Genomic DNA, 12,063 nt, shown 5'->3' with positions numbered 1-12,063 from the left:
ATCACCACCTTTACAGTTTATATACGCGTTAATCCCGCTGAGTTTTTACCAATCGCACGTAAATAAATCGGTCTTTTTCCTTAATGGAATGACTGGCATTGAAAAAAGCCACCACCCATGCTCTCAAGGGATCGTCAAGAGAAGGTGTGGAGGTCCAAAAGTCATCCGGCGGCGTATTGGGAAATATGGTTTCGTTAATGGCGGGACGCACACAAAGCCGTTCGGTAATGGTTGCCAACTCTTTAATATTCGGTAGCCGCCACCCTTCTAATGCGGCGGCATCTTCACTTTGCGCGGCAAGTAGGGCATCTTGCCAGTTATATTTTACTGCGGTACCGCTACAGGTATCATCGCTCCAGGTTTGTCCTAACGCACACCGCTGCCAAATAAGCCCAGTGGCACTATGCAATACCGTGCCATCCCCCAAGTCTTCGAATTCATCATCTGCGGTGGTTTCCACGCCGTCACTTAAACAAGTTTGGGCAGCTAAACAAAACGAGCATAAACAAAGGACGCATACTATAAAATATTTCATCATTCTCTTCCTGCCCGCACAAGACGCACACGCAGGGCCCGTGATTTAATCAAAAAGTTATCCAGCCCCGATGCAAAATCTAGTGCCCAGGCATTCTGTGCGGCATCGCCAGAAACCCCATCGGCACTAGGTATTGAACTCCAGTACCACAGTCGCCCGTCACTGTCGGCCGTACCCAAAAAGGGAAAGTAGGTATCATCAATTAAGGTACCGCTAGCCAATCCAAAATGCACAAGTGACATTAACTCTTCATGAGTGGGCATCCGCCAGTCGTAAAAGCCGCATAGACCAGCACTGTTGACCGCCGTCACGTAGGCTTCAGTATTGCAATTCGTTAGCGTACAGCTGCTGTCACTGCCATTTAATGTACCAGCAAGGCCGCCGTTTTCAGCGGTGAAATACCAAGAATACAGATAGTCGGCATCATGCAGGCCTCCATCTTCTGTTTTCTTTTCCCAAATTAAGCCGGTAATGTTGTCGCGCACACAGGACCATGCTTGGGAAGTATCATCTTCCTCATCACCATTGCTGTTAAGCTTGGTAAAATCAAAGCCGGCTTCGCCCCGTCCTGCCTTTTCCAAAAAGCCCGCTTCATTAACAATGTCACTGCCCCGCTGACCGTCTTGACCCGGATACGCATTTTGCTGTGAATTGGTAAAGGCAATATCATTGGCCTGAACCGTCACGCCGGTATCGTTCATGAGGGGGATTGGAAACGGATAGACCCACACTTCGACTTCGTCGTACACAACATGATCAAAGCTATCTGTAACCGCCAACGTATAGGTGAGCAAGGTTTCTTCGCTGACTTGGGGCGCGATGGCATAAGTGGAAAGACTTTCTTCGGCAACCACGGTATCGGTGGCCGCCGATGATGGGACCCAAGTAGCACTTAGCGGTAACCCTGCGGTAACTGTGGTGCTGGCTTCTCCGGCTAATACAATACGCTCTCCGCTAAACAAAGATTGATCATAGCCGGCATCCACAGTGGGCAAGGTTTCACTTTCAGACAACACATTAAGCGTAACCGTGGCGGTATTTGTCGCACCTTCAGCATCCGTTACCGTCAGCTGAAAAGTCAGTTGTTGCCCATCACTTTCCACCGGCATGGTGATGATTAATTCCGAGGAGTCTGTTGTTACATTGTTTAGTACACTGCTACCGGTGGTTTGCTGCCACTCCCATCCGCTAATGGGGTTGGCTTCATCGGGGGCATCTTCATCGCTGCTGCTGGCACCGCTTAATACCACCACACTGCCGGCGGAATAGGTATTGGTCGCCTGTCCATCTTCTTGTTCCAGAGTAATCTCTGCCAGCGGGGAAATGTTAACCGGCTTCACCACCACATTGACGGTATCGGTATCGCTGTTTCCCGAAGCATTGGTGGCTGTCAGCGTTAAAACGTAGGTGGTATCTGTGATCACCGCTGGAGCCGTAAACACAGCATCTGCAACAGCAGTATCATCATGAGTGATTGTGCCTTGAGGAGAAGAAGACCAATGCCAAACAAGAGTGTCGGTTTGTCCAGTGGCTTCACCGGAAATCCCTACGTCGGTAGACTCCAGCACTTGAATATCGTCACCGGCATTCACATAAACCGCATTGCTGTCATTGATTTCATCTGAACTGTCAGAGCCGCCACAGGCGACCAAGGTTGAGATCAGTAAAATAACCAACCCCGTTTGAATAGATAATGTGTGTTTTAGCTGCATGTACTTAATCACTATTTTAATAATGTGTGTTGGGTAACATGCCTAGGTTAACGAGGGGACTGACGTTCCAACTGCTCTTCGTTACTTACCTGCATGGCTTCCAATTGCTTTTTCCCTGATGCAATATCCGTCATATCGTAAACCATCATACTAATATGATCAGTGTGACCGGATGGCGACGTCAGCGGAGCCAAGGTTATATTCTGATACATATGCGGCTCACTTCCTGTAATCGGCCGGTAATTATAAAACTTGAACAAATAAGGCCGCTGTTCCCAGGTCATAAACGCCCGGGTTTTTAATTCAAATACCGGTTTGGCTTTTTTCGCAAACCAGGCTTCATTGATATGAGGAAAGAGTGTAAAAAGTGATTTTCCCTGCACCTGGCTTGGACGCAATCCACTGTGGCATTCCATAAAACCATTCCACACCTTCACACGAAAGGCCTTATCTAACACCACAATACCCACATCAACACTTTGCAGCATATCCATCATCCAATGGAACGCCTGCATATCCTCCTGATTGCTACCTTGCATTATAAATCCTCCAACAAGTGAGCCAGTTTGGTATTCATGGTGTGCATGGATTCTTCTGTGAACAAAATGATGAGATCACAACGCACATTATAGCCCTCAAGGCCATAGCTTAATTCGATGGCGAGAGTACGTTTCCATTTCACCTGACTCGTTTGCAGAATGTCAGTGATGGCACGATGTTGACCAAGAACCAGTGGCTGACCTTGGGCAAAATTCACGTCAAGCTGTTGTGCCAAGCCGGTTAATAGCGTACCGATAAGTATACTGGCGGCGTCCATAAGGAGCTCAAGTTGCAGCTGATCATCCACTTTGTCTTTAACATCAAGAATTTTCGCCACATCTTCAAAGCTGGAATCACTCAAAATACACAGCACTTCACCGCATATACCAGAACCGATAAACCCCTGACAAATGGCCGAGACCTCTTCTTGGGCTTCAATGTCTGAAAGCATCATATGCATTTCTGAGGCTTCGATAATGTTCACGTTGGGGATGGGTAAATGTACAAACACATTCATGGTACGGGCTAGATGATCCCCAGCTTGCCCCATCGCAATGTTGGTAATTTCCTGATAGCAATCACGGATATCGTCATCTAAGGTGATCCCGGTTTCGTCATCCGGGACTTCATTCATCAAATTAAGTTCGACTAGTGCTTGTTGCAGTGTGGCAGGATCCACAGGTTTTTGAATAAAGGCCAGTGCGCCTAGCTGAATAACCCGTTCATAGGCTTCGGGTTGTATGTCACCTGAAATAACGATGACCTGGGTGGTAAGGTTGTGTTCATGGATCCTTTGCAGGGTTTCATAACCATCCATTACCGGCATATTTAAGTCCAGTAGCAGTAACTGTCCCTTCCCCTGTTTTAGCCCTTCAATGGCTTCCTTGCCATTTTTTGCAAAGTGTACAGCCACTTCCCAGTCAGGAGGCAGGCATTTTGCTACCTGCTTTCTCGCAACTAAAGAGTCATCACACACTAAAATTGATATCATGAAAACGCCAGTCCTTGTTTGATTACACGAGAATGTTGTGGATCCCAACTCACCTCCTGCCCTTCATGCATTTTTGTTATGTAAGACGAAACGATCCCTTAAGTACATTGTTAGCAGGAATTGGCGCAATTGCCATTGATCAATAGTGTAATTTAATCCTTATCCGTAAAAAACTGACAAGCAAAAAAATCAGGCAAATAATAACGGCAACACAATCGCCGTCATAATGCCATTTAAACACAGTCCTAATGTGGCCAGTGCACCGGTTTTTTCCCCCATATGTAACGCTTTTGCTGTACCGATGGCATGACACACCGAGCCTAGCGCCACGCCTTGAGCCTGAGGCAAGGTAACAGACAAGATCCGGTATACACAAGGCGCTAGCACCGCACCAACAATTCCTGTAACAATCACAAACACAGCCGCCAGCGCCGGCACGCCATGTATCTGTTTGGTGGCCTCCATGGCTAAGGGGGTGGTAATAGATTTAGCAAGCATGGTCATTTGAATGGCCAGGGGCGTATCAAAGGCATAGACCGCAAGCCACGCTGTTACAGGGGCAATAATTCCCCCTGCGGCCACTGCCGCCACTAACCGCCAACCCAGCGCCCTGATTTTCTCCCACTGAGCATACATGGGTAAGGCTAGCGCCACCGTTGCTGGCCCCAATAACCAGTGAATAATAGCGGTGTCATGTTGATATGCTGCCATATCACGTTGAGACAGAACAATGGCACTACCGGTGATAACGGCCGTGACCAACACCGGGTTAGCAAAGGGGTTATTATTTGTTTTTCGTGCCACCCAAAGGGAAAACAGATATGCGCATAGCGTGATGCCTATCCAGAGAGCGCCGGTAGGAGAAAAAACAGATAAAAATAATGTGGTAGCCTTGGATACGAATAATTCAATGAGTAAGTTCATCCCTATTCCTGCTCCTCTGAGACCACCGGTGCCATTAACTTCTGCGCTATCCATGCACTCACACCCAAGCTCACGATGGTGGTAAAAAAAATGGCAATGAAAATGGCCGTGAAGCTACCGGCGATGTCGTCCCAGTAGACGCCCACGCCTAATACTGCTGGCACAAAAAACAAGGTCATGTACTTTAACAAAGGCGTTGCGCCAGCCACAATCACGGACGGAACCCGTTTACGCTGAAAAAGAAATAGCAATAGAAGTAACAGGCCCACAAGGGTGCCAGGAAAGGGAACGTTTAAAAGATTCACCAACAATTCGCCAGCAAAATAAAAAAGCGTGATGAGAATGAAACCTACAAGAAATTGAATAAAGCTGTTCATGAGACGTAAACTAAGAAAACAGAATGCCAGTTTATCTGAGTCTCCCCTATTGCGACAACAGACTATCGTCTTAACCACAGGTTATTAGGGTTATAGGGTTAAAATATTCAGGATAACTCAGGGAAATTATAAACCGAAAAGAGAAGAGTAAGATGTGCCAGCAGTAGGAATAGACTGGCACTGAAAGAAGAGTACGGGAAAAGTTGACTTAAAACGCACTATCCAGATGAACTTTGATAAACATGGACGTGCCCACTTTCGTGTAGTCTATTTTATATTCTTTCCCATTTAGGGTTTGAATAAACAACAAGGTTTTTTCTTCGCCAAATACTTCAGAAGCCGTGAGATCAATGAGTTCCATATCCATCAATTTAGCTTCACGCCTGTTGTCAGGCACCTTACCGTCGAACTGTTTGATCCCTCTGTACGTAACCAGAACCGGCGGATGTTCATCGCCATTGATCACAAGTAAATCAAGCTTTCTTATTTTATGAATAAGTGTATTACGGCCGCTGACCAGAAAAGGCTTTTCAGTCATTATTGTCTCCGCGCTGGCTGGCTGTTATCAGATTTATCAAAAAGATAGCAAATAAATGTGTTGCTTGCACTAATCATGGGCATAATTCCCCTGCTTACGTCTATACGCTTAGGACTTCAAATATACCTTTTCAGGGGCATCCCAATGGATCCATCGCCGTTCAGTTAAATTTCGCATCACCTTTTCGCAACTTTTATCATGATCGTGTGCCATATTGCATTCGGCTACTGCCTTTAAATTGACTCTAAACAAGATTTGCTGCAAAGAAGCTTTTAGGTTCAATGTAGAAACATTTTGCGCCATGGGTAAATCCACTGTCACCCGATTGGGATAATCGCATCGTGTGGGGACCTCATTGTCGCTGTCTGCGTTGCAGCCACCGCTGGCCAGTAAAAAAGACCAAATGGTAGTTGGCTGGCGCGTATTTTGTAGCTCCAAGCGAAAGAAATTATGCCCCGCTCGGGTTGATTGAAACATGGTAGGCTTATCCAACGGCGGCACCTGTGCGACCCTAGGCGCATGGTTCTCATCAAAATCCAACCCCATATTAAAACGCAATTCTGTTGCTCGTTTAAGTAAGGCCTCGTTCGCATCCAGTACTATATGCTCGTTATTTTGCGGTCCTTCGCAGGCTTGATGAAAGGCCATAAAAGCAATGTCCGTCGATTGCCATTTATTGGGCACAAATTTAAGTGGTATCCAGCGCCCTTCTACTTTTAACTCTGGCTTGCTGAGATAAAAAGCCAGATAATTTACGCGCCAGATATCTTTATCAATGGTTACCTCGTAACCGCAATCAGCACCTTTGGACAAATCAGTAAAGGTAATTGGAATATCACCCGGATCCCTATCGCCTGTGAAGAAACTGTCACATCCTGTGCACAAGAACAAGGTGAAAAAAATTGAAAACAAGGCATATTTCATAAAACAGTAGACCCCTCTTGATGCAACAACAACTATAGTGAGCCTGCCTGACCTTGCCCGTCAACGCCACAAAAGATTAACGGCATAAACAATAAGGTGCATGGAATGGGAAGTGACAATATAACCCGACCCGGAGACGCACAGTGCCATGTAGTCAAAGTAATTTGCTTAAGATTTCGCCAAGCGATTTAAATCGTCCCCTTGATGGGGTGACAATCACAAAAAAAGTGCTTATACTTCGCCCCGCTTGTAAAAACCGTCCGGTTTGAACAATACAGCATCCAAAAATATATGGCCCTATAGCTCAGTTGGTTAGAGCACACGACTCATAATCGTTAGGTCCCCTGTTCGAGTCAGGGTGGGGCCACCATTCTCCTCCAAATAAAAATCATTTCTCAACACTCTCTGACGGTGTAACTGTTTTCTAAAATAATTATTTTGAAATTCAGCGTCTAGAGAAGTCTGGTCGATTCATGACGTGCAATGGGATATCCTAAAAGCATATTAGAGGAGCCCTATGCGCCCCCGTATTGTTTTGTCCTACCCTATTAATTGTAAAACGCAATACGCATACTCAGTTGCCAAGTATGGAGAATAACCCACAGATTTCTGCCGCTGATGTTACACTGAAAAATATGCAACATGCGGTGTATCATGCACAAAGATTAGCAGTAGTCGTTTAAAGCACAAGGGCAAAGTGAGCTTCCCCGAAAAACCTAACCTTGATGCTAAGCTTTGTCTAAAAAAGCGTTATAGTGTTTAACACAGTAGCGCGCTAAAGATGACATAGTGGAATAAAATGAAGACATCGAATACCTCAAGCACAACGGCTTCTAGCATTCGCTTAAACAAATTTATTAGTGATTCAGGTTTCTGTTCTCGCCGAGAAGCAGATAAGTTAATAGACGGCCGTCGCGTAACCATTAACGGTGAGATCCCAGAATTAGGCACAAAAGTGCAATCTGGTGATGAGGTTTGCGTGGATGGCAAGCTGATTAAACCCAGTGCTGAGAATAAATCTGACAGAGTATACCTGGCGTACCACAAGCCGGTGGGTATTACCTGTACCACTGAGCGCCACATTAAAGGCAATATTATTGATGCCATTGGCCATCGTGAGCGTATTTTCCCCATTGGTCGATTAGACAAGCCCTCTGAAGGACTAATTTTCCTAACCAGTGACGGGGATATAGTGAATAAAATCTTGCGCGCCGAAAATGCCCATGACAAAGAATATATCGTGACGGTAGACAGACCGTTAACTGCGCGCTTTATTCAAGCTATGGCGGCGGGTGTGCCCATTTTGGATACCGTGACCAAACCCTGTACGGTGACGATGCAAAGTAAATTCGTGTTTCGGATTATTTTAACCCAAGGGTTAAATAGGCAAATTCGCCGTATGTGCGAATACCTTGGGTATGGGGTAACCAAGCTAAAACGCAGCCGTATTATGTCAATACGTTTAGCCGGATTAAAAGTCGGCGAGTGGCGAAATTTGACCGCTGATGAAATGCACAAGATTAACAGCGCTGTGGCAGGTTCCACCAAAACTGCCGCCCAAAGTGAACAGAATATGCCTCACTTAAACGCTCAAAAAGCCGCATCTAAAGTACCGAAACGCAATGGGGATCGCGAGGCTAAGGCTCGAGATAGCGTGGCGCATCGTCAAGTAAAAAAGCATTCTTCCACAGCGAAGTCTAGTTCTCGGCGCAAACCTAGAATACAAAAGTAAAAGATAAATTAACCCTATGGACTAGTCTCTGTGATAACTGTATTTAAGACTCAAGGTGCTTTAATTAGCCTTGATCACTACCATTCTCAGCTCATTATGGGATCGTTAGTAGGTGGTAGAATTCTACATAGGGACGGTGGATGAAATGCTTCAAAGTACGTTAATTTCGGCTTTCCCTATTGCGCTGCTGATCTGGATGATGACCAAGCAGCGCGCGTTACCCTCCCATATTGCCTTACCGATAACCGCGTTATTAGTGGGTTTAATTCAACTTTTCTATTTCCACAGTGACGGGCGTTTATTAGGTGCCAATATTATCTCGGGTGTATTGTCCGTACTTACGCCGATTTCCATTGTCGCGGGGGCGATTCTGCTAAACCGAGTGTTGGCCATTTCAGGTGCGGAAGCCGTGATTGGTCGCTGGCTGGATTCCATCAGCAACAATAAGGTTGCTCAGCTAATGATTATTGGTTGGGCCTTTGCCTTTATGCTGGAAGGCGCCTCGGGCTTTGGTACACCTGCCGCGATTGCCGCCCCGATGTTAGTGGGATTAGGTTTCCAGCCTATAAAAGTCGCAATTTTTGCCTTAATCATGAATTCGGTTCCGGTGTCGTTTGGCGCAGTAGGTACGCCTATCTGGTTTGGATTTGAAGCGTTAGCGCTTAGTCCGTCAGACCTGTTAGAGGTGGCGAATCAAACCGCGTTAATTAACGCCGTAGCCGCGCTATTAATCCCGATATTGGCGCTAAAGTTTGTCGTAAGTGGGTCGTTGATACGCCAAAACCTGGTGTTTATTTTACTCAGTATTCTATCTTGCACACTGCCTTACTACGCGTTGGCGAATTGGAATTATGAATTTCCTTCTTTGCTTGGTGGCGCTGTTGGGCTCATGATGAATATTTTTTTAGCAAAGGCAAATATTGGCCTTCATACAACACAAAACACCTTAAATAAACAAACAAAGGTGCCGTCTCGAGAGGTATTTTTTGCCTTGCTACCACTGGGGTTGCTGATTGTGATTTTGATTGTTACGCGCATCAGCCCATTGGGTATTAAAGGCTTGTTAACCAGCACCAATGCGTGGCTTGGTATAGATATTGGCGGCAGCCATTTAGGTGTGAGCCAATCCTTGGTTGTGTCCCTGGAGAATATTTTATCTACCTCTGTAAGCTGGTCTTATAAAACACTCTATGTTCCTGCGTTAATACCGTTCGTATTAGTGGTGTTGATCTCAATTCCGTTATTAAACCTTTCTAAGACGCAGGTAAAAGAGGCGTTTTTTGAGACCGGCCAACGTATTCAGTTACCCCTTGTTTCCTTAGCGGCGGCTTTAGTCATGGTGAATTTAATGATGTTGGGCGCCGAGCAGTCGCCCATTTTCTTGATCGCCAATGCATTTGCGACATTAACCGGGGACAGTTGGTCTTTGTTTGCCGCTTTACTGGGGGCATTGGGCAGCTTTTTCTCAGGATCGGCCACGGTGTCTAATCTCACCTTTGGTGGTATTCAGCAAACCATTGCTGCGCAGGTTGGCTTGCCGGTGAATCTGGTATTAGCCTTACAATCGGTCGGCGCTGCCATGGGCAACATGGTGTGTATTAATAATATTATTGCGGTGTCTGCTATTTTGGGGATTCACCACAAAGAAGGCTTTATTCTTAAAAAGACCATACTGCCATTATTGGTTTATGGGGGTGTTGCAGCCTTGATGGCAATAGTCTTGTCTTAATACATTTAGGATCAAGATGATGTCACCATCCGAATCACCCTAGTAAATTTTGATGTCTTTTGGGGCATCTGCGGCTGTCATCTCGATGGATGAGTAGCCGGTATATGTACCCGCCAGTTTCGGATCAGCGTAGGCAGGAATGCTGGCAAAGCAAGCTAGCGCGAACATGATAATAACTTGTGGGTGTTTCAATGTGAGCCCTTAGTGTGCTTTAATTCGCAGAGTCAATTAATCTATAGCGAATGATTCGCACTTTCTATCTTATTGTTATTATTGAAATAAAACTTGATTTATTGAGGTCGATAGCGAAGCGATAAGTGTTAACTGCTAGCAATGACATTAATTCATGGGTTGTTATCCGTTGTCTGTAGGACTGAATTATTGCTACGACATTAACCCGTATTTGGCGTAAAACTCAGCTGTCGTTATCGGTTTGCTGAAATAGAACCCTTGGAAAATATGCACACCGAACTCTCGTAATATTTCTATTTGATTTCGTGTCTCGACGCCTTCTGCCACAATTTTCAAGTTGAGATTGGAGGCGAGCTCTATGATAGACCTTACCATCACTCGTGCTTGTGCATTGTTTTCAACATCCATGACAAATGAGCGGTCGATTTTCAATTCATCAATGGGGAATGCACGCAAGTAGTTTAGTGACGAATAGCCAGTTCCAAAGTCATCCAATGAAATAGAAACACCATAAGAACGTAGCTGGGTAAGCTTCTCTGTCGCATCTTTTATGTCGGGGATTAACATTGATTCTGTCACTTCTAATATCAGTTTTGATTGATCAATATTATAGGCCTCAACAATCTCAATTAAATCCTGACAGAACGAGCCTTGTATTATTTGTTTTGAACTAAGATTAAGTGAAAGTTGTAAGTGTCTTGATGCTTCGTTGGCTTGCCAGCGCTGAAGTTGGATGCACGCTTGTTCTAAAACATAGCGGCCAATGTGTAAAATAAAGCCGCTTTCTTCGGCAAGATCAATAAATGAATCGGGTTCTAAAATACCTAACGTGGGGTGGTGCCACCTGATTAATACTTCAGCCCCAATCAGCTCTTCTCTGGTATTTAGCGTAGGTTGAAGATAAATGCAAAAATCTTTATCAACCATTGAGTTAAGCATTGCTAAGCTTAATTCACTGGTTTTACGAAGTTCGTTTTGCATCGCTAAGTCAAAGATGATTGCCGCATTGCCACCGGCGGCTTTAGTCCGGTACATTGCCATATCTGCGAGCTGTTGTATTTCATCTGAATTCACTGTGTTAGCATTAAAAATAATTCCTCCGATACTTGCCGTAATGCAATAATCTATCTCGACGTCTAATACCTCGTTTCTCAAATTCACCTGTTTGGAAATTTGAGTCACTATGGTATCGGCAAATTGACGAGTTAACTGCGTGGCTTGTGCATGTTCACTATGAAGATTTGGAAGTAAGATGATGAATTCATCTCCACCAAATCGCGCTATTGTACCGTCCTTATTGTTAATATGGTTGAGCCTTGATGCAATAGCTTTTAGTAGCTTGTCTCCCATTAAGTGACCGAAGCTGTCATTCAGTAATTTAAAGCGATCTAAATCGATAAACAGTAACGCGCTATAAGACGTAGTAAGGGATGGTAATTCGATGAGCTTGTTGAGCTGCTTTTCCATGAGTCTGCGATTGGGCAAACCGGTTAATTGATCATAATAAGCCAAGGATTCAATTTTAAGTTGTGATTGTTTGCTTTCGGTCACCTCTAAAGTGATACCCACAACCCACACGGGGTTACCGTGTTCATCATATTCTGAGATACGACCACGATCCCATAGCCAAATCGTGCTTCCATCTGGGCGATTTAAACGAAACTCGATGTTAAATGGGACGTTATTCTCTACTAAATTTTCTAATGCCTGATGAACCATATCTTTATCATCTTCATAGATCGCATCGCTGAATTCTGCAAAGGCATTGTCACTTTGTTTCAGTCCGGCCATGAGTTCCCATTGTTGGTTGTCACCGGCAATGTAAAACTGACCCACTAACGACAATTTAAAATTGACCCACCTGAGGCA

The 12,063-nt window shown here is 45.0% G+C and carries 12 protein-coding genes and 1 tRNA gene; 3 read left to right on the top strand and 10 right to left on the bottom strand.

Annotated features, from left to right (window positions below; genetic code table 11):
- Nucleotides 1-28: 28 nt before the first annotated feature.
- The 8 genes from V5298_RS09415 to V5298_RS09380 all read right to left on the bottom strand — a co-directional run bounded on the left by V5298_RS09415 (nucleotide 29) and on the right by V5298_RS09380 (nucleotide 6,541).
- Nucleotides 29-535 carry a DUF1566 domain-containing protein gene (locus tag V5298_RS09415; protein ID WP_332931231.1) on the bottom strand — a complete coding sequence of 169 codons (507 nt, stop codon included), beginning with the start codon at nucleotides 533-535 and terminating at the stop codon, nucleotides 29-31.
- On the bottom strand, nucleotides 535-2,247 hold the full coding sequence (locus V5298_RS09410) for a DUF1566 domain-containing protein (RefSeq protein WP_332931209.1): 1,713 nt from the start codon (nucleotides 2,245-2,247) through the stop codon (nucleotides 535-537). The genes V5298_RS09415 and V5298_RS09410 overlap by 1 nt, the downstream gene beginning before the upstream one ends.
- A gap of 47 nt (nucleotides 2,248-2,294) precedes the next feature.
- Nucleotides 2,295-2,786: a PAS domain-containing protein gene (locus V5298_RS09405; protein WP_332931208.1), complete on the bottom strand. Its 492-nt coding sequence runs from the start codon at nucleotides 2,784-2,786 to the stop codon at nucleotides 2,295-2,297.
- Nucleotides 2,786-3,778 (bottom strand): response regulator, encoded by a 993-nt coding sequence (locus V5298_RS09400; RefSeq protein WP_332931207.1) that lies wholly within the window; start codon nucleotides 3,776-3,778, stop codon nucleotides 2,786-2,788. Before V5298_RS09400 ends, V5298_RS09405 begins: the two co-directional genes overlap by 1 nt.
- Nucleotides 3,779-3,967: 189 nt before the next feature.
- On the bottom strand, nucleotides 3,968-4,702 hold the full coding sequence (locus tag V5298_RS09395; protein WP_332931206.1) for an LrgB family protein: 735 nt from the start codon (nucleotides 4,700-4,702) through the stop codon (nucleotides 3,968-3,970).
- A 2-nt stretch (nucleotides 4,703-4,704) separates the two neighbouring features.
- Nucleotides 4,705-5,079, bottom strand: coding sequence for a CidA/LrgA family protein (locus V5298_RS09390; RefSeq protein ID WP_332931205.1), 375 nt, complete (start codon nucleotides 5,077-5,079; stop codon nucleotides 4,705-4,707).
- A 208-nt stretch (nucleotides 5,080-5,287) separates the two neighbouring features.
- The gene (locus tag V5298_RS09385) at nucleotides 5,288-5,617 is read right to left on the bottom strand and encodes a hypothetical protein (RefSeq protein ID WP_332931204.1); all 330 of its coding nucleotides are present in this window, start codon (nucleotides 5,615-5,617) and stop codon (nucleotides 5,288-5,290) included.
- Between the two features lie 108 nt (nucleotides 5,618-5,725).
- On the bottom strand, nucleotides 5,726-6,541 hold the full coding sequence (locus tag V5298_RS09380; protein WP_332931203.1) for an MbnP family protein: 816 nt from the start codon (nucleotides 6,539-6,541) through the stop codon (nucleotides 5,726-5,728).
- A gap of 293 nt (nucleotides 6,542-6,834) precedes the next feature.
- Here V5298_RS09380 and V5298_RS09375 point away from each other — a divergent pair.
- From V5298_RS09375 to V5298_RS09365, 3 genes are all read left to right on the top strand, one after another.
- A tRNA-Ile gene (locus V5298_RS09375) sits at nucleotides 6,835-6,911 on the top strand.
- A 429-nt stretch (nucleotides 6,912-7,340) separates the two neighbouring features.
- A complete protein-coding gene (gene rluF / locus V5298_RS09370; protein WP_332931202.1) occupies nucleotides 7,341-8,273 on the top strand; it encodes a 23S rRNA pseudouridine(2604) synthase RluF in 933 nt (310 codons plus the stop codon).
- 112 nt (nucleotides 8,274-8,385) lie between these two features.
- Complete coding sequence (locus tag V5298_RS09365; protein ID WP_332931201.1) at nucleotides 8,386-10,002, top strand: L-lactate permease; 1,617 nt, start codon at nucleotides 8,386-8,388, stop codon at nucleotides 10,000-10,002.
- Between the two features lie 39 nt (nucleotides 10,003-10,041).
- Here the strand turns inward: V5298_RS09365 and V5298_RS09360 are convergent, their stop codons facing one another.
- Both V5298_RS09360 and V5298_RS09355 read right to left on the bottom strand, forming a co-directional pair.
- Complete coding sequence (locus V5298_RS09360; protein WP_332931200.1) at nucleotides 10,042-10,194, bottom strand: hypothetical protein; 153 nt, start codon at nucleotides 10,192-10,194, stop codon at nucleotides 10,042-10,044.
- Between the two features lie 192 nt (nucleotides 10,195-10,386).
- Nucleotides 10,387-12,063 (bottom strand): putative bifunctional diguanylate cyclase/phosphodiesterase (locus V5298_RS09355; RefSeq protein ID WP_332931199.1); only part of this gene is annotated, 1,677 nt, incomplete at its 5' end.

The organism is Alteromonas sp. 14N.309.X.WAT.G.H12 (assembly GCF_036697315.1).
GTDB lineage: Bacteria > Pseudomonadota > Gammaproteobacteria > Enterobacterales > Alteromonadaceae > Alteromonas.
The sequence above is the reverse complement of the archived record's forward strand: the minus strand, read 5'-3'. Positions and strand labels throughout refer to the sequence as shown.

Coding starts and splice junctions, on each gene's coding strand:
- V5298_RS09395 (WP_332931206.1), bottom strand. CDS start 4,702: ATGAACTTACTCATTGAATTATTCGTATCCAAGGCTACCACATTATTT.
- V5298_RS09390 (WP_332931205.1), bottom strand. CDS start 5,079: ATGAACAGCTTTATTCAATTTCTTGTAGGTTTCATTCTCATCACGCTT.
- V5298_RS09415 (WP_332931231.1), bottom strand. CDS start 535: ATGAAATATTTTATAGTATGCGTCCTTTGTTTATGCTCGTTTTGTTTA.
- V5298_RS09385 (WP_332931204.1), bottom strand. CDS start 5,617: ATGACTGAAAAGCCTTTTCTGGTCAGCGGCCGTAATACACTTATTCAT.
- V5298_RS09405 (WP_332931208.1), bottom strand. CDS start 2,786: ATGCAAGGTAGCAATCAGGAGGATATGCAGGCGTTCCATTGGATGATG.
- V5298_RS09380 (WP_332931203.1), bottom strand. CDS start 6,541: ATGAAATATGCCTTGTTTTCAATTTTTTTCACCTTGTTCTTGTGCACA.
- rluF (WP_332931202.1), top strand. CDS start 7,341: ATGAAGACATCGAATACCTCAAGCACAACGGCTTCTAGCATTCGCTTA.
- V5298_RS09400 (WP_332931207.1), bottom strand. CDS start 3,778: ATGATATCAATTTTAGTGTGTGATGACTCTTTAGTTGCGAGAAAGCAG.
- V5298_RS09410 (WP_332931209.1), bottom strand. CDS start 2,247: ATGCAGCTAAAACACACATTATCTATTCAAACGGGGTTGGTTATTTTA.